Source organism: Piscinibacter sp. (genome assembly GCF_047600445.1).
Lineage (GTDB): Bacteria > Pseudomonadota > Gammaproteobacteria > Burkholderiales > Burkholderiaceae_C > Piscinibacter.
The window spans coordinates 540935-558336 of record NZ_JASGKT010000001.1 but is presented as its reverse complement, the minus strand read 5'-3'; the positions used below and the strand labels follow the sequence as shown (position 1 = coordinate 558336).

Sequence of the window (17402 nt, the reverse complement as noted above, 5' to 3'; positions counted from 1 at the left end):
GAGCGCCGCGATGCTACGGCAACGGCGTGACGCCGCCGCGCCGGCCGAAGATCGCGCTGCCCACGCGCACCAGCGTGGCGCCTTCGAGGATGGCCGCTTCGAGATCGGCGCTCATGCCCATCGAGAGCGTGTCGAGCTCCAGCCCGCCGGCTCGCAGCCGTTCGAGCAGCGCGCGCAAGGCACGGTGCGGCACGCGCTGCGCGGCCAGGTCGCCGGCCGGCTCGGGAATCGCCATCAGCCCGCGCAGGCGCAGCCGCGGCAGCGCCGCCACCGCCGCGGCCACGGCCGGCACCTCGTGCGGCGCGAGCCCGCTCTTGCTCGCCTCGCCGCTGATGTTGACCTGCAGGCACACCTGCAAGGGCGGCAGCCCGGGCGGGCGCTGCGCCGACAGGCGCTGCGCGACCTTCAGCCGGTCGATCGAATGCACCCAGTCGAACTGCTCGGCGACGGCGCGTGTCTTGTTGCCCTGCAAGGGCCCGATCAGGTGCCACTCGATGCCGGGGCGCAGGTCGGCCAGCGCGGCGATCTTGTCCAGCGCCTCCTGCACGTAGTTCTCGCCGAAGCGGCGCTCGCCGGCCGCGTGCGCCTCGCGCACCGCGTCGGGGCCGAAGGTTTTGCTCACACAAAGCAGCGTGACGCTTTGCACGGGGCGCTTGGCGTCGTCGCAGGCGCGTGCAATGCGAGCACGCACTTGTTGTATGTTGCCGAGGGTCGTCGCCATAATCGTTCGAGAGTATCCACGCGGCGAGGCCTTCCGCGCGCCCGGCGCGCCGTTCAATCCGCACCTCCATGGACATCACCCAACTGCTGGCGTTCTCGGTCAAGAACAAGGCGTCCGACCTGCACCTCTCGTCGGGCCTGCCGCCGATGATCCGCGTGCACGGCGACGTGCGGCGCATCAACGTCGACCCGCTCGAGCACAAGCAGGTGCACGACATGGTGTACGACATCATGAACGACGCCCAGCGCAAGGCCTACGAGGAGACGCTGGAGTGCGACTTCTCGTTCGAGATCCAGGGCCTGGCGCGCTTCCGCGTCAACGCCTTCAACCAGAACCGCGGCGCGGGCGCGGTGTTCCGCACGATTCCCTCGAAGATCCTGACGCTCGAGCAGCTCAACGCGCCCAAGGTGTTCGCCGAGCTGGCGCTCAAGCCGCGCGGGCTGGTGCTGGTGACGGGGCCGACCGGCTCGGGCAAGTCGACCACGCTGGCGGCGATGGTCAACCACCTCAACGAGAACGAGTTCGGCCACGTGCTGACGGTGGAAGACCCGATCGAGTTCGTGCACGAGTCGAAGAAGTGCCTGGTCAACCAGCGCGAGGTGGGCCCGCACACGCTGAGCTTCGCCAACGCGCTGCGCTCGGCGCTGCGCGAGGACCCGGACGCCATCCTGGTCGGCGAAATGCGCGACCTGGAAACCATCCGCCTGGCGCTGACCGCCGCCGAGACCGGCCACTTGGTGTTCGGCACGCTGCACACCTCGAGCGCCGCCAAGACGGTCGACCGCGTGGTCGACGTGTTCCCGGCGGCCGAGAAGGAGATGGTGCGCGCGATGCTGTCGGAATCGCTGATCGGCGTGATCTCGCAGACGCTGTGCAAGACCAAGGACGGCTCGGGCCGCGTGGCGGCGCACGAGATCATGCTGGGCACCGCGGCCATCCGCAACCTGATCCGCGAGAACAAGATCGCGCAGATGTACTCGGCGATCCAGACCGGCAACAACATCGGCATGACCACGCTCGACCAGAACCTCGCCGAGCTGGTGCGCCGCAACGTGGTCTCGCCCGCCGAGGCGCGCATGAAGGCCAAGTTCCCCGAGAACTTCCCGGGGTGAGGCCGGACGTGCGCCGGTCCCTGCGGACCGACGCACGCCTGCCGAACCGGCCGAGCTCTGCGAGGCCGTGGACAGAGATAGGAGATCTGCAGAATGGAACGCGACCAGGCATCCAAGTTCGTCAACGACCTGCTGCGCCTGATGGTCAGCCGCAACGGCTCGGACCTCTTCCTCACCGCCGACTTCCCGCCCGCGATCAAGGTCGACGGCAAGGTCACCAAGGTGTCGCCGCAGCCGCTGACCGGCGCGCACACGCTGGCGCTGACGCGCTCGGTGATGAACGACAAGCAGGCCGCCGAGTTCGAGAAGACCAAGGAGTGCAACTTCGCGATCTCGCCGCAGGGCATCGGGCGCTTCCGCGTCAACGCCTTCGTGCAGCAGGGCAACGTCGGGATGGTGATGCGGACCATCCCGCAGCAGTTGCCGACCATCGACAACCTGAACCTGCCGCAGATCCTCAAGGACGTGGCGATGACCAAGCGCGGCCTGGTGATCTTCGTCGGCGCCACCGGCTCGGGCAAGAGCACCTCGCTGGCGGCGATGGTCGACTACCGCAACGAGAACTCGCACGGCCACATCATCACGATCGAGGATCCGGTCGAGTTCGTGCATCCGCACAAGAACTGCATCGTCACGCAGCGCGAGGTCGGCATCGACACCGACGGCTGGGAGCAGGCGCTGAAGAACACGCTGCGCCAGGCGCCCGACGTGATCCTGATGGGCGAGATCCGCGACCGCGAGACGATGGAGCACGCGGTGGCCTTCGCCGAGACCGGCCACCTGTGCATGGCCACGCTGCACGCCAACAGCGCCAACCAGGCGCTGGACCGCATCATCAACTTCTTCCCCGAGGAGCGCCGCGCCCAGTTGCTGATGGACCTGTCGCTCAACCTCAAGGGCCTGGTCTCGCAGCGCCTGCTGCCGCGCCAGGAGGGCAAGGGCCGCATCGCGGCGGTGGAGATCCTGCTGAACACGCCGCTGATCGCCGACATGATCTTCAAGGGCGAGGTCGCCGACATCAAGGACCTGATGAAGCGCTCGCGCGAGCTGGGCATGCAGACCTTCGACCAGGCGCTGTTCGACCTGTACGAGAGCAACCTCGTCACCTACGAGGACATCCTGCGCAACGCCGACTCGGTGAACGACCTGCGCCTGCAGGTCAAGCTGCACAGCCAGCGCGCGCGCAACGCCGACCTGGCCGCCGGCACCGAACACCTGACGATCGTCTGAGGGTTCGCATCCTGGGTCAGAATCGGCCCATGAGCACGAACAGCACGACCGCCTCCAAGACCTACGAGCCGACGCCGGCGCGCAGCGTCGCCTTCCTCGGCCTCGGCGTGATGGGCCTGCCGATGGCCGGCCACCTGGCGCGCGCCGGGCACCGCACCACCGTCTACAACCGCAGCGCCGCCAAGGCGGCGGCCTGGGCCGCCGAGTACGGCGGCCGCAGCGCGCCGACGCCGCGCGAGGCCGCGCAGGACGCCGACATCGTGTTCGCCTGCGTCGGCAACGACGACGACCTGCGCGCGGTGGTGCTGGGCGAGCACGGCGCCTTCGCCGGCATGCGGCCGGGCGCGATCTTCGTCGACCACACCACGGCCTCGGCCGAGGTCGCGCGCGAACTCGGCGCCGAGGCGCACAAGCGCGGCCTGCAGTTCATCGACGCGCCGGTGTCGGGCGGCAACCTCGGCGCGATCAACGGCGCGCTGACGGTGATGTGCGGCGGCGACGCCCAGGCCTTCGAGACGATCCGCCCGGTGGCGCTGGCCTTCGCCAAGGCGGTCACGCTGCTCGGGCCGAACGGCGCCGGGCAGCTCGCCAAGATGGTCAACCAGATCGCCATCGCCGGGCTGGTGCAGGGCCTGGCCGAAGCCATCGCCTTCGGCGAGCGCGCCGGGCTGGACATGAAGGCCGTGCTCGGCGTGATCGGCAAGGGCGCCGCGCAGAGCTGGCAGATGGACAACCGCGGGCCGACGATGGTCGACGACAAGTTCGACTTCGGCTTCGCGGTCGACTGGATGCGCAAGGACCTCGGCCTGTGCCTCGACGAAGCCAAGCGCAACGGCGCGCGGCTGCCGGTCACGGCGCTGGTCGACCAGTTCTACGCCGACGTGCAGGCCGGCGGCGGCAACCGGCTCGACACCTCGAGCCTGATCAAGCGGCTGCGCTGAGTTGCTGTTTGCGCCCGCCGCCGGGCCGCCCCAAGGCGGGCGCCTGGCGCCCCTCGGGGGCAGGAGCGCAAGCGATTGGGGGCCCTATTTCTGGGCCTGCTTGGGCTGGATCTCGGCCAGCTCTGCCTCGGTGATGACCTCGAAGACCTTCACCACCTTCTGCACGCCCGGCACGCCGCGCGCGATGTCGGTGGCGCGGGTCGCCTCGCGCTCGGTGACGCGGCCCATCAGGTAGACGGTGCCGCGCTCGGTGACGACCTTGATGGCGTTGGCGAACACGTCCTTGGCGTCGACGTAGCTCGCCTTGACCTTGCTGGTCAGCACCAGGTCGCTGGAGCGGCTGGCGATCGACGACGAGCCCATCACCGCCAGCTCGTTGACCACCGCGCGCACGCCCTCGATCTTGGCGACCGCCTGCTCGACGGCCACCTTGTCGGTCTCGGCGGCCACCTCGCCGGTCAGCAGCAGGTTGCGGTTGTAGCTGGTGATGGTGACGTGGCCGCGCTCGCCGACCGCCTCGCGCACGCGCGTCTGGCCCTTGATCTCGATGGACTGGTCCTCGAGCTGCGTGCCCGAGGTGCGGCGGTCGGTCACCACCATCGAGGTGCCGACCACGGCGCCGCCGACCAGCAGCGGCGCGCAGGCCGAGAGCGCCGTCGCGGCGGCGAGGCCGGCGATCAGCAGGGCGGGGCGACGAAGAGCGAAGAGGCGTCGATGGGTCATGTGTTGTCCTGTTCTCCCAGAAGCTGGAGGTCGACCGCGTCGCACAGGCAGTGCAGCACCAGCAGGTGCAGCTCCTGGATGCGCGCGCCGCGTTCGTGCGGCACGCAGACGTGCACGTCGGTCTCGCCGAGGCGCTCGCGCAGCCGGCCGCCGCCGCGGCCGGTCAGCGCGATCACCGTCATGTCCTTGGCCCGGGCGGCGTCCACCGCCGCCAGCACGTCGCCCGACTGGCCGCCGGTGCTGATGGCCAGCAGCACGTCGCCGGGCGAGCCCAGCGCCTGCACCTGCTTGGCGAACACCGTGTCGAAGCCGTAGTCCTTGCCCACCGCGGTGAGCAGCGCGCTGTCGGTGCTCAGCGCCAGCGCCGCGAGGCCAGGCCGTTCGCGCTCGAAACGGCCGACGAAACCGGCCGCGAAGTGCTGCGCGTTGCTCGCCGAGCCGCCGTTGCCGCACACCAGCACCTTGCCGCCGGCCGTGATGCAGCCGACCACCGCGTTGACGGCGTCGGCGATCGGCTTGGCGAGCATCTCGGCGGCGGCGTACTTGAGGTCGGCGCTGTCGAAGAACTGCTGCTGGATGCGTTGTTCGAGCATGGGCGGGCATCATAAGACAAGGGCTTACCCTGACAGTTCCGTGCTCACCACGCTGGTGCGCCCCGCTCAGGCCGCCTCGAACGCCCCACGCAGCCACTCGACGCGCCCGGCGTCTATCGCCACCACGTCGAAGCGGCAAGGCGGCGGACTGGCCCAGCGCATCAGGTAGTGCTGCGCGGCCAGCACGATGCGGCGCTGCTTGGCCGCGCCTATGCTGGCGGCCGCGCCGCCGTGGCCGGCGCCGGCGCGAGCGCGCACTTCGGCGAAGACCAGCGTGCCGTCGCGCTCGCGCAGAATCAGGTCGACCTCGCCGCCACGCGCGTGCGGGCCGTGCGCGACCCGATAATTGCGCTCCACCAGCACCAGCCCGGCGCGCTTCAGGTGCGCAAGGGCGAGCGCCTCGCCTTCGTCACCGATCGCCTTCGTCGTCCGCCGTTTTCCCGTGAACTCCATCGACGCCTCGCTGCTGCGGCAGGCGGCTTCGGCCGCCGCCGGTGGCCAGAGTTATCCGGCCGGCGCACTCTACGTCGTCGCCACGCCGATCGGCAACCTCGCCGACCTGAGCCTGCGCGCCATCCACCTGCTGGCGCTGGCCGACGCCGTCGCCTGCGAGGACACGCGCCACAGCGCGCCGCTGCTGCGCGCGCTGGGCATCGCCGACAAGCCGCTGCTGGCGGTGCACGAGCACAACGAGCGCGAAGCCGCCGCCGGCGTGATCGCGCGGCTGGCGCGCGGCGAGCGCATCGCCTTCGTCAGCGACGCCGGCACGCCCGCCGTCAGCGACCCCGGCGCGGCGCTGGTCGCGGCGGTGAACGCGGCCGGCCAGCGCTGCATTCCGCTGCCCGGCGCGAGCGCGGCGGCGGCGGCGCTGAGCGTGGCCGGCGACGCAAACGGCCAGGGCTTCGTGTTCCACGCCTTCCTGCCGGCCAAGGGCGGCGAGCGCGCCGCGGCGCTGCAAGCCCTCGCGGCCGACGCGCGCACCGCCATCGTCTACGAAGCGCCGCACCGCATCGAGGCGCTGGCGCGCGACCTCGCCGCGGCCTGCGGCGAGCGCACGCTGACGGTGTGCCGCGAGCTGACCAAGCAGTTCGAATCGGTGCACACGCTGCGCTGCGCGGCGCTGCCCGGCTGGCTGGCCGAAGACGGCAACCGCCTGCGCGGCGAGTTCGTGCTGGTGCTGCACGCCGCGAGCGCGCCGGCGGCCGGCGCCGACGCCGCGCTGGCGGCGCACGACCGCGTGCTCGACACGCTGCTGGCCGCGCTGCCGCTCAAGCAGGCGGTGGCGCTGGCCGTGGAGCTGACCGGCGCGCCGCGCAACGCGCTGTACGCGCGCGCGCTGGCGCGCAAACGGGACGCCGAGGCCTGACCGGATCAGGGTTTGGCCGTCTGCGCGTCGTGCTTCTGGCGGCGGATGTCGCGGCTGGCGTGGTTCTGCATCTTGTGCAGGCGGCGGCGCTCGGCGCGGGTGACGGTGCCGTCGGCCTTGGCCTTGTTCTCGGCGTGGTCGACGACATGCTGCTCGCGTTCGAGGCGGTGCGTCTCGCGCTTGTTGAGCTGGCCCGAGGCGATGCCCTGGTCGATGCGCTTTTCCTGGTTCGCCTGGCGCTGGTCGACGCCCGGGGTGTCGGCGGCGGCGAAGGCGCCGGCGGCGGCCAGCGCCAGCGCAGCGGCGGCGAGGGTGCGAAGCTTCAACATGGTGCGTGTCCTTTCGTTGTCGTGAGTGACCGCCTTCCAACGAGCGTGCCGCGCGCATCGTTCACCGTCGCCACGTAAAGCCAGGTAAAGCCACGCGAAGCCTTCCGCCGCACGCCGGCTCCTAGAATGGCCCGAACCCTCCAGGACGCGCCGCCATGATCTCCCGCGAACCGACCATCGAACGCCTGGCCATCGCGCGTTCGCTGCTGCTCGAACCCTTCGGGCTGAGCGAGGCGACGCTCGCCAAGGCGCTGGCCACCATCGCCACGCACCGCATCGACGACGCCGACCTGTATTTCCAGTACACGCGCAGCGAGGGCTGGAGCCTGGAGGAAGGCATCGTCAAGAGCGGCAGCTTCGGCATCGACCAGGGCGTGGGCGTGCGCGCGGTGGCCGGCGAGAAGACCGCCTTCGCCTATTCCGACGACATCTCCGAGGCCGCGCTGCTCGACGCCGCGGCGACGGTGCGCAGCATCGCCGCGGCCGGGCAGAGCCGGCGCATCAGGGTGGACGCGCCGCGCAAGGTGGCCGCCAGCCGCATCCTCTACGCGCCGATGGACCCGATCGCCACGCTCGACAGCACGCAGAAGGTGGCGCTGCTCGAACGCATCGAGAAGCTCGCGCGCGCCAAGGACCCGCGCATCGCGCAGGTGATGGCCGGCCTGGCCGGCGAATACGACGTGGTGCTGGTGGCGCGCGCCGACGGCACGCTGGCCGCCGACGTGCGGCCGCTGGTGCGCGTGTCGGTGACGGTGATCGCCGAGCAGACCATCGCCGGCCAGGTGCGCCGCGAGGTCGGCAGCTCGGGCGGCGGCGGGCGCTTCGGCTTCGGCTTCTTCCACGACGGCGTGATCGAAGCGTACGTCGACAAGGCGGTGCGCGCCGCGCTGACGAACCTCGAATCGCGCCCGGCCAAGGCCGGCGAGATGAGCGTGGTGCTCGGCCCCGGCTGGCCCGGCGTGCTGCTGCACGAGGCGGTGGGCCACGGGCTGGAGGGCGACTTCAACCGCAAGGGCTCGAGCGCGTTCTCCGGCCGCATCGGCCAGCGCGTCGCGGCCAGGGGCGTGACGGTGCTCGACGACGGCACCCTGCCCGACCGGCGCGGATCGCTCAACGTCGACGACGAGGGCCATGCCTCGCAGTGCAACGTGCTGATCGAGGACGGCATCCTCAAGGGCTACATCCAGGACGCGATGAACGCGCGGCTGATGAAGGTGAAGCCCACCGGCAACGGCCGGCGCGAGAGCTACGCCGCAGTGCCGATGCCGCGCATGACCAACACCTACATGCTCGGCGGCACGCGCCCGGCCGAGGAGATCGTCGCCGGCCTGAAGCGCGGGCTGTACGCCACCAACTTCGGCGGCGGGCAGGTCGACATCACCAGCGGCAAGTTCGTGTTCTCGGCCAGCGAGGCCTACTGGGTCGAGAACGGCCGCATCCAGTACCCGGTGAAGGGCGCGACCATCATCGGCAACGGCCCGGACGCGCTGACGCGCGTCAGCGCGATCGGCGACGACATGGCGCTGGACAGCGGCATCGGCGTGTGCGGCAAGGACGGCCAGAGCGTGCCTGTGGGCGTGGGGCAGCCAACTTTGCGCATCGACAAACTCACGGTGGGCGGCACCGCGTAGCCGTGTGGTAGAGTGCCGCCCATGTCTTCGCGCAACTTCTTTTTTGCGTACTTCTGGTTCTCGCACCGCCCGGCGGATGGAGAGGCAGGCGCATAAGCGAAGACAGCGCAGCGAATCCAGACAAACCGCCGGGCCCCACGCCCGGCGGTTTTTTTTCGACCGAGATTTCGACGAGGAGCCGTCCTTTCCATGTCCACCAAGTCCGCCACCGAGGGTTGGTATGCGCACTCCGAGCGCACCAGCCAGACCGACGACCAACGCATCAAGGACGTGACTCCCTTGCCCCCGCCCGAACACCTGATCCGCTTCTTCCCGATCGCCGGCACGCCGGTGGAGAAGCTGATCGGCGACACCCGCTCGGCGATCCGCCACATCATGAACGGCAAGGACGACCGCCTGCTGGTGGTGATGGGGCCGTGCTCTATCCACGACCCCGTCGCCGCGCTCGACTACGCGCGCAAGCTCAAGGCGCAGCGCGACAAGTACGCCGACCGGCTGGAGATCGTGATGCGCGTGTACTTCGAGAAGCCGCGCACCACGGTGGGCTGGAAGGGCCTGATCAACGACCCCTACCTCGACGAGAGCTACCGCATCGACGAGGGCCTGCGCATCGCGCGCCAGTTGCTGGTCGAGATCAACCGCCTGGGCGTGCCGGCCGGCAGCGAGTTCCTCGACGTGATCTCGCCGCAGTACATCGGCGACCTGATCTCCTGGGGCGCGATCGGCGCGCGCACCACCGAGAGCCAGGTGCACCGCGAGCTGGCCTCGGGGCTGTCGGCGCCGATCGGCTTCAAGAACGGCACCGACGGCAACATCCGCATCGCCACCGACGCGATCCAGGCGGCGGCGCGGCCGCACCACTTCCTGTCGGTGCACAAGAACGGCCAGGTGTCCATCGTCGAGACGCGCGGCAACAAGGACTGCCACGTGATCCTGCGCGGCGGCAAGGCGCCCAACTACGACGCGGCGAGCGTGGCCGCGGCCTGCAAGGAGATCGAGGCCGCCAAGCTCGGCTGCGCGCTGATGGTCGATTGCAGCCACGCCAACAGCAGCAAGCAGCACGAGAAGCAGCTCGACGTGGCGCGCGACATCGCGCAGCAGTTGCGCGACGGCGGGCGCTGCATCTTCGGCGTGATGGTCGAGAGTCACCTGCACGCCGGCGCGCAGAAGTTCAGCCCCGGCAAGGACGATCCGGCCCGGCTCGACTACGGCCGCAGCATCACCGACGCCTGCATCGGCTGGGACGACTCACTGCAGGTGCTCGAGGTGCTGGCCGGCGCGGTCGGCGCGCGCCGCCAGCGCTGAACGCCTAGGGGTTGAGTTCCAGCTCGACCCAGCGCGTGCCCGGCTCGTGCTTGTGCGCTTCCTCGCGGAAGCCGAGTTCGCGCGCGAGCTGCAGCATGCGGGTGTTCTCGGACAGCACGGTGGCGACCAGGCGCCGCGTGCCGCGCCCGCGCTGGTAGTCGATGATCTGCTTCATCAGCAGCTCGCCCAGGCCCTCGCCCTTCATCTCGCTGCGCACGATGATGCCGAACTCGGCCTCGACGTTGTCGGGGTCTGCGATGGCGCGCACCACGCCCAGCGTGCGCTCGACGCCCTGCGCGTCGCGCTCGATGGCGACGAAGGCCATCTCGCGCTCGTAGTCGATCTGCGTCAGGCGCGCCAGCTCGGTGCGCTCGATGCTGCGCCGGCTGTAGAAGACGCGCAGGCGCACGTCTTCCGGGTCGAGGTGCTGCAGGAATTCGAGGTGCTGCGCCTCGTCCTCCGGGCGCACCGGCCGCAGCGTCAGGCGCCGGCCGCGCCACGCCAGGCTCTGCGCGAGCTGCGCCGGGTAGGGCCGGATCGCGAAGTTCAGCGCGCCGGCCGGCGCGGCCATGCTGACGCGGATGCGCGCGTCGAGCGCCACCGCGCCGCCGGCGTCGGCGATCAGCGGGTTGATGTCCAGCTCGGCGATCTGCGGCACGTCGGCCAGCAGTTGCGACACCGCGACCAGCACGCGCAGCAGCGCGGCCTCGTCGGCCGGCGGCGTGTCGCGGAAGCCGCGCAGCAGCCTGGCCACGCGCGTGCGCGCCACCAGCGCGCGCGCCAGCGGCTCGTTCAGCGGCGGCAGCGCGACGGCTCGGTCGGCCAGCACCTCCACCGCCGTGCCGCCCTGGCCGAACAGGATCACCGGGCCGAAGGCGCGGTCGATGCTGGTGCCGACGATTAGCTCCTGCGCGCCGGCGCGGCGCTGCACCATCGCCTGCACCGTCAGGCCGGCGATGCGCGCCGCCGGGCGCTGCGCGCGCACGCGCGCGAGCATGTCGGCCGCGGCGGCCTGCACCTGCGCCTGGCCGTCCAGGCCGAGCACCACGCCGCCGACGTCGGACTTGTGGCTGATGTCGGGGCTGAGGATCTTGATCACCACCGGGAAGCCGATCGTGCGCGCCGCCTCGGCCGCCGCCGCCGGGTCGGGCCCGACGCGCAGCGTCGCCACCACCGGGATGCCGTAGGCGGCCAGCACCGCCTTGGCCTCGGCCTCGTCGAGCATCTCGCGGCCGCTGCCGAGCACCTGCTGCACCAGCGCGCGCACCGATTTCAGATCGGGCTCGGCGGCCTGCTCCGGGCGCGCCGGCGCCGCCTCGATCAACTGCGCCTGGTTGCGCCGGTAGGTGACCAGCATCTCGAAGGCGCGCACCGCTTCCTCGGGCGTCTCGAAGCCGGCGATGCCGGCGGCGCGGAAGATCTGACGCGCCTCCTCGACCGACTCGCCGCCCAGCCAGCAGCCCAGCACGCGCGGCGGGCTCTGGCTGGCCAGCGGCACCAGCGCCCGCGCGATCTCGGCGCTGGGCACGATCGCGGTGGGCGCGTGCACGAACAGCACCGCGCCGGCCTCGGGGTCGGCGTTGATCGCTTCGAGCGCGCGCACGTAGCGCTCGGCCGGCGCGTCGCCGATGATGTCCACCGGATTGCCGCGCGACCAGTTGGCCGGCATGTGCGCATCGAGCGCGGCGATCGTCGCGGGCGACAGCTCGGCCAGCTCGACGCCGAACTGCTCGGCGCAGTCGGCCGCCATCACGCCGGCGCCGCCGCCGTTGGTGAGGATCACGAGCTTCTCGCCGCGATTGGCGCGAAAGCGCGTCAGCGTCTCGGCGGCGAGGAAGAGCTGCTGCATCGTGTCGACGCGCAGCATGCCGGCGCGCGCCAGCGCCGCGTCGTAGACGATGTCCGAGCCCGCCAGCGCGCCGGTGTGCGAGGCGGCGGCGCGCTGGCCCTGCGCCGAGCGGCCCGACTTGACGACGATCACCGGCTTGTTGCGCGCCGCCGCGCGCGCCGCCGACATGAACTTGCGCGGCGCCTCGATCGACTCGATGTACAGCAGGATGGCGCGTGTCTTCGCGTCGCTGCCGAGGTAGTCGAGCATGTCGCCGAAATCGACGTCGGCATGCTCGCCGAGCGAGACGAGGTGGCTGAAGCCGATGCGCCGCGAGCGCGACCAGTCGAGCATCGCCGTCATCAGCGCGCCCGACTGCGTGACGAAGGCGAGCTCGCCCGGCAGCGCGCCGACGTGCGCGAAGCTCGCGTTCAGGCCCAGGTGCGGCACCAGCATGCCGATGCAGTTGGGGCCGAGGATGCGCAGCACGCTGGGCCGCGCGGCGTCCAGCATCGCCTGGCGCTGCGCGGCGTCGAGACCGGCGGTCAGCACCACCGCCGCGCGCGTGCCGGCCGCGGCCAGCTCGGCGACCAGCCCGGGCACGCTGGCCGGCGGCGTGCAGACGATGGCCAGTTCGGGCGCCTCGGGCAGCGCGGCGACGTTCGGGTAGGCGCGCGCGCCGTCGAAGTCGGCGTACTTCGGGTTGACCGCGTAGCAGCGCCCGGTGAAGCCGTTGCCGTTCAGGTTGCGCCAGACCGTGGCGCCGACGCTGGCCGGGCGCTGCGAGGCGCCGATCACGGCCACCGAGGCGGGCGCGAGGAGATGGTCGAGGTGTCGGATGCTCATGGTGGTCGATGATGGCGTGGCTTCGTGACGATCCTCGCCCCTGTGGTTGATGCCGGTCAAGCGAAGCCGCGCCGATGCGGCGCCGAGGCCGCCGCGCGCCCAGAATCGTCCGATGCACACGACCCACTGGCACCTGCGCGACGCCGACGACCTGGCGCGCGAACACGGCGTCGACCCGGCGCTCGGCCTGGACGACGCGCAGGCCGCGCTGCGCGCCGTGCGGCACGGCCCGAACGAGATCGCCGGCGGCACGCGCCGCACGCCGGCCGCGCTGCTGCTCGAGCAGTTCAAGGACTTCATGATCCTGGTGCTGCTCGCCGCGGCCGTGGTGTCGGGGCTGATCGGCGAGCTGGTCGACACGCTGGCGATCGTCGTGATCGTGCTGCTCAACGCGCTGATCGGCTTCGTGCAGGCCTGGCGCGCCGACCGCGCGCTGGCCGCGCTGCAGCAGCTCGCGGCGGCGCGCGCCACGGTGCTGCGCGGCGGGCAGCGCGTGCTGCTGCCGGCCAGCCAACTGGTGCCGGGCGACATCGTGCTGCTCGAAGCCGGCAACCAGGTGCCGGCCGACCTGCGGCTGATCGAGATCGCGCAGTTGCGCATCGACGAATCGGCGCTGACCGGCGAGTCGGTGGCGGTCGACAAGCACGTGAGCACGCTGCGCGAGGCCGGCGCGGCGCTGGGCGACCGGCTCAACATGGCCTTCAAGGGCACCACCGCCGCGCACGGCCGCGGCACCGGGCTGGTGGTGGCCACCGGCATGGCCACCGAGCTGGGCAAGGTGGCCGGCCTGCTCGACCGCGCCGGCGAGACGCAGACGCCGCTGCAGCAGCGCCTGGCGGCCTTCGGCAAGCGCCTCGCGCTGGTGGTGCTGGCGATCTGCGCGCTGATCTTCGCCATCGGCGTGCTGCGCGGCGAGCCGCCGGTGCTGATGGCGCTGACGGCGCTGAGCCTGGCGGTGGCGGCCATCCCCGAATCGCTGCCGGCGGTGGTGACGGTGCTGTTGGCGCTGGGCGCGCGCCGCATGGTGGCGCAGCACGCGCTGGTGCGGCGCCTGCCCTCGGTGGAGACGCTCGGCTCGGTCAGCACCATCTGCAGCGACAAGACCGGCACGCTGACGCTCAACCGCATGCACGCCGAGCGCCTCGTCGCCGACGGCGCGGCGCGCGAGGAGGCGCTGCGCGCCGCCGCGCTGTGCAACGACGCGGTGCGCGGCCCCGATGGCGCCTGGCAGGGCGACCCGACCGAGACCGCGCTGGCCGCGCTGGCCACCGAGGGCGGCGTGGACGCCGCGGCGCTGGCGCGCGAACGGCCGCGCGTCGCCGAGCTGCCCTTCGACTCCGAGCGCAAGCGCATGAGCACGCTGCACGAGGGCGCCGACGCCTACGTGCTCTACACCAAGGGCGCGCCCGAGTCGCTGCTGCCGCGCTGCACCGCGCGCTGGAGCGCCGAGGGCACGCTGGCGCTCGACCACGAGGCCGCGATGCGCCAGGCCGAGACACTGGCCGCGCAAGGCCTGCGCGTGCTGGCCTTCGCGCGCCGCGAGCTGTGCGACGCCGACCTGTGCGCCGGCGCGGACATCGTCGAGCGCGAGCTCGCGCTGGTCGGCCTGGTGGCGCTGATCGACCCGCCGCGCCCCGAGGCCGAGGCGGCGGTGCGCGACTGCCTGGCCGCCGGCATCACGCCGGTGATGATCACCGGCGACCACCCGGCCACCGCGCGCGCCATCGCGCAGCGGCTGGGCATCGTGGCCGACGCGCACGCCAGCGTGCTCACCGGCACCATGCTCGCGGCCATGGACGACGCCGAGCTGCGCGCGCGCTGCGCCGAGGTGCGCGTCTACGCGCGGGTCGATCCGGCGCAGAAGATCCGCATCGTCGAGGCGCTGCAATCGCTCGGCCGCTTCGTCGCGATGACCGGCGACGGCGTCAACGACGCGCCGGCGCTCAAGCGCGCCGACATCGGCGTGGCGATGGGCCGCGGCGGCACCGACGTGGCGCGCGAGGCGTCCAGCCTGGTGCTGCTGGACGACAACTTCGCCACCATCGTCGCCGCGGTGCGCGAGGGCCGTCGCATCTACGACAACATCCGCAAGTTCGTGCGCTACGCGATGACGGGCAACTCCGGCGAGATCTGGACGCTGTTCCTCGCGCCGCTGCTGGGGCTGCCGATCCCGCTGCTGCCGATCCACATCCTGTGGGTCAACCTCGTCACCGACGGCCTGCCCGGCCTGGCGCTGGCCGCCGAGCCGGCCGAGCGCGGCGTGATGAAGCGCCCGCCGCGCCCGCCCGGCGAGAGCCTGTTCGCCGACGGGCTGTGGCAGCACGTGCTGTTCATCGGCCTGCTGATCGGCGGCCTGTGCCTGGCGGTGCAGGCCTGGGCGCTGGCCACCGGCCACGCGCACTGGCAGACCATGGTGTTCACCGTGCTGACCTTTTCGCAGATGGCGCACGTGATGGCGGTGCGCTCCGAGCGCGATCCGCTGTGGCGGCAGGGGTTGAGCTCCAACCTGCCGCTGCTCGGCGCGGTGCTGCTGACCTTCGTGCTGCAGCTCGCGACGATCTACGTGCCGGTGCTGCAACCGATCTTCAAGACCGAGGCGCTGGACGCCGACGAGCTGGGCATCTGCTTCGGCGCGGCGGCCGTCGTCTACCTCGCGGCGGAAGCCGAGAAGCGCTGGCGCCGGCACCTGCGCTCGCGCGGCGAACACGGCGCATGAGGGCGGGCCGTCACTCGGCGCCGCCGCGCGCCAGCTTCTCGCTCTTCCAGTAGACGTCGTCGCCGCCGCGGCCGTCGAGATTGGCGCGGTTGAGCACGCGCGCCAGCACGAACAGCAGGTCGGACAGGCGGTTCAGGTAGTGGCGCGGCGTGGCGCGCACGGCCTCCGCGCGGCCCAGCGCCACCACCGCGCGCTCGGCGCGGCGCGCCACCGCGCGGCACACGTGCGCGACCGCCGCGCTGCGCGTGCCGGCCGGCAGGATGAACTCCTGCAGCCGCGGCAGCGCGGCGTTGTGCTGCGCCAGCGCTTCGTCCAGGCGCAGCACGGCCTCGTCCTTCAGCAGCGCGTAGCCGGGAATCGACAGCTCGCCGCCGAGGTTGAACAGCTCGTGCTGGATCACCACCAGCAGCTCGCGCACGGCGTCGGGCAGCGGTTCGGCCAGCAGCACGCCGAGGTGGGAGTTCAGCTCGTCGACGTCGCCCATCGCCGCGATGCGCAGATGGTCCTTGGCCACGCGCGTGCCGTCGCCCAGGCCGGTGCTGCCGTCGTCGCCGGTGCGGGTGGTGATCTGCGTCAGGCGTTGTCCCATGGGCGGAATATAAGCCGCTGCCTAGAATGAAGCGCATGAACGCCCCCACCGAACCGCCGCTGCGCGTCGAGCCGCGCGAAGTGCCCGAGGCCATGCTGGCCGCGCTGAAGGCGCGCTTCGGCGAGCGCTGCAGCACCGCGCTGGCGGTGCGCGAGCAGCACGGCCGCGACGAATCGCCCTTCGACGTGCGCCCGCCCGACGCGGTGCTGTTCTGCGAGAGCACCGAGGAGGTGGCCGCCGCCGTCGCGCTGGCCGACCGCCACGCGGTGCCGGTGATCCCGTTCGGCGTCGGCTCCTCGCTCGAAGGCCACCTGCTCGCGGTGCAGGGCGGCATCAGCATCGACGTGTCGCGCATGAACCGCGTGCTGCAGGTGAACCCGGAAGACCTGACCGTCACCGTCGAGCCCGGCGTCACGCGCGAGCAGCTCAACCGCGAGATCCGCGACACCGGGCTGTTCTTCCCCATCGACCCGGGCGCCAACGCCTCGCTGGGCGGCATGGCGGCCACGCGCGCCAGCGGCACGAACGCGGTGCGCTACGGCACGATGCGCGAGAACGTGCTCGCGCTGACCGTGGTGACGGCCAGCGGCGCGGTGATACGCACCGGCACGCGCGCGAAGAAGAGCAGCGCCGGCTACGACCTGACGCGCCTGATGGTCGGCAGCGAGGGCACGCTGGGCGTGATCACCGGCATCACGCTCAAGCTGTACCCGATCCCGGAGGCCATCTCGGCAGCCATCGTGATGTTCGAGCGCATCGAGTCGGCGGTGAACACCACCATCCAGATGATCCAGCTCGGCCTGCCGATCGCCCGCTGCGAGCTGCTCGACGTGAACGCGGTGCGCGCGGTCAACCGCCACGACAAGCTGAACCTGCGCGAAGGCCCGATGCTGCTGATGGAGTTCCACGGCAGCGCGGCGGGCGTGCAGGAGCAGGCCGAGACCGCGCAGGCGATCGCGCGCGAACACGGCGGCGAGGATTTCCAGTGGGCCACCACGCCGGAGGAGCGCACCCGGCTGTGGACGGCGCGCCACCGCGCCTACTTCGCCGGCATGCAGATGAAGCCGGGCTGCCGCACCGTCACCACCGACACCTGCGTGCCGATCTCGCGCCTGACCGAATGCATCAGCCAGGCGGTGGCGGACGCGCAGCAGGCCGGCCTGCCGTACTACATCGTCGGCCACGTCGGCGACGGCAACTTCCACATCGCCTACCTGACCGACCCCGCCGTGCCGGCCGAGCGCGCCACCGCCGAGCAGCTCAACGAGCGCCTGGTGCACCGCGCGCTGGCGATGGGCGGCACCTGCACCGGCGAGCACGGCATCGGGCTGCACAAGCAGGGCTTCCTGGTCGACGAGGCGGGCGAGGGCGCGGTCGAGACGATGCGCACGCTCAAGCGCGCGCTCGACCCGAAGAACATCCTGAATCCCGGGAAGATCTTCGCGCTCTGAGCGCCGGCGCGGCGCTCAGGC

Annotated in this window: 15 protein-coding genes; 8 read left to right on the top strand and 7 right to left on the bottom strand. The window is 71.8% G+C overall.

The features are described 5' to 3' along the window. Window positions 1-13: 13 nt before the first annotated feature. The gene (locus QM792_RS02580) at window positions 14-721 is read right to left on the bottom strand and encodes a YggS family pyridoxal phosphate-dependent enzyme (RefSeq protein WP_415147615.1); all 708 of its coding nucleotides are present in this window, start codon (window positions 719-721) and stop codon (window positions 14-16) included. Between the two features lie 68 nt (window positions 722-789). Between QM792_RS02580 and QM792_RS02575 the strand changes: the two genes are divergently transcribed. The 3 genes from QM792_RS02575 (at window position 790) to QM792_RS02565 (ending at window position 4004) form a co-directional block, all read left to right on the top strand. Further along, the gene (locus QM792_RS02575; protein WP_415147614.1) at window positions 790-1833 is read left to right on the top strand and encodes a type IV pilus twitching motility protein PilT; all 1044 of its coding nucleotides are present in this window, start codon (window positions 790-792) and stop codon (window positions 1831-1833) included. 93 nt (window positions 1834-1926) lie between these two features. After that, entirely contained in the window at window positions 1927-3063 is a 1137-nt protein-coding gene (locus QM792_RS02570) for a PilT/PilU family type 4a pilus ATPase (RefSeq protein WP_374366556.1), read from the top strand. 29 nt (window positions 3064-3092) lie between these two features. Then, window positions 3093-4004, top strand: a complete 912-nt coding sequence (locus tag QM792_RS02565) for an NAD(P)-dependent oxidoreductase (protein WP_415147613.1) — start codon at window positions 3093-3095, stop codon at window positions 4002-4004. Window positions 4005-4088: 84 nt separating this feature from the next. On the opposite strand, the gene QM792_RS02560 is transcribed toward QM792_RS02565, so the two are convergent. The 3 genes from QM792_RS02560 to QM792_RS02550 form a co-directional block, all read right to left on the bottom strand. Beyond that, window positions 4089-4727 carry a BON domain-containing protein gene (locus QM792_RS02560; protein ID WP_415147612.1) on the bottom strand — a complete coding sequence of 213 codons (639 nt, stop codon included), beginning with the start codon at window positions 4725-4727 and terminating at the stop codon, window positions 4089-4091. Further along, window positions 4724-5320, bottom strand: coding sequence for a phosphoheptose isomerase (locus tag QM792_RS02555; RefSeq protein WP_415147611.1), 597 nt, complete (start codon window positions 5318-5320; stop codon window positions 4724-4726). Before QM792_RS02555 ends, QM792_RS02560 begins: the two co-directional genes overlap by 4 nt. Before the next feature lie 66 nt (window positions 5321-5386). Further along, complete coding sequence (locus QM792_RS02550; RefSeq protein WP_415147610.1) at window positions 5387-5773, bottom strand: YraN family protein; 387 nt, start codon at window positions 5771-5773, stop codon at window positions 5387-5389. Between QM792_RS02550 and rsmI the strand changes: the two genes are divergently transcribed. Further along, the gene (rsmI, locus tag QM792_RS02545) at window positions 5763-6686 is read left to right on the top strand and encodes a 16S rRNA (cytidine(1402)-2'-O)-methyltransferase (RefSeq protein WP_415147609.1); all 924 of its coding nucleotides are present in this window, start codon (window positions 5763-5765) and stop codon (window positions 6684-6686) included. The two genes, QM792_RS02550 and rsmI, sit on opposite strands and share 11 nt — an antisense overlap. A 5-nt stretch (window positions 6687-6691) precedes the next feature. Here the strand turns inward: rsmI and QM792_RS02540 are convergent, their stop codons facing one another. Further along, complete coding sequence (locus QM792_RS02540; RefSeq protein ID WP_415147608.1) at window positions 6692-7015, bottom strand: hypothetical protein; 324 nt, start codon at window positions 7013-7015, stop codon at window positions 6692-6694. A gap of 155 nt (window positions 7016-7170) precedes the next feature. Between QM792_RS02540 and tldD the strand changes: the two genes are divergently transcribed. After that, entirely contained in the window at window positions 7171-8646 is a 1476-nt protein-coding gene (gene tldD, locus QM792_RS02535) for a metalloprotease TldD (protein WP_415147607.1), read from the top strand. A 189-nt stretch (window positions 8647-8835) separates the two neighbouring features. Continuing rightward, window positions 8836-9951, top strand: coding sequence for a 3-deoxy-7-phosphoheptulonate synthase (locus QM792_RS02530; RefSeq protein ID WP_415147606.1), 1116 nt, complete (start codon window positions 8836-8838; stop codon window positions 9949-9951). A gap of 4 nt (window positions 9952-9955) precedes the next feature. On the opposite strand, the gene QM792_RS02525 is transcribed toward QM792_RS02530, so the two are convergent. Continuing rightward, a complete protein-coding gene (locus QM792_RS02525) occupies window positions 9956-12625 on the bottom strand; it encodes a bifunctional acetate--CoA ligase family protein/GNAT family N-acetyltransferase (RefSeq protein WP_415147605.1) in 2670 nt (889 codons plus the stop codon). Window positions 12626-12737: 112 nt separating this feature from the next. On the opposite strand from QM792_RS02525, the gene QM792_RS02520 reads away from it, so the two are divergent. Then, window positions 12738-15341, top strand: coding sequence for a cation-translocating P-type ATPase (locus QM792_RS02520; RefSeq protein WP_415147604.1), 2604 nt, complete (start codon window positions 12738-12740; stop codon window positions 15339-15341). A gap of 10 nt (window positions 15342-15351) precedes the next feature. Here the strand turns inward: QM792_RS02520 and QM792_RS02515 are convergent, their stop codons facing one another. Beyond that, window positions 15352-15930: a cob(I)yrinic acid a,c-diamide adenosyltransferase gene (locus tag QM792_RS02515; RefSeq protein WP_415147603.1), complete on the bottom strand. Its 579-nt coding sequence runs from the start codon at window positions 15928-15930 to the stop codon at window positions 15352-15354. A gap of 35 nt (window positions 15931-15965) precedes the next feature. On the opposite strand from QM792_RS02515, the gene QM792_RS02510 reads away from it, so the two are divergent. Next, window positions 15966-17381, top strand: a complete 1416-nt coding sequence (locus QM792_RS02510) for an FAD-binding oxidoreductase (RefSeq protein WP_415147602.1) — start codon at window positions 15966-15968, stop codon at window positions 17379-17381. The last annotated feature ends 21 nt before the right edge of the window (window positions 17382-17402 follow it).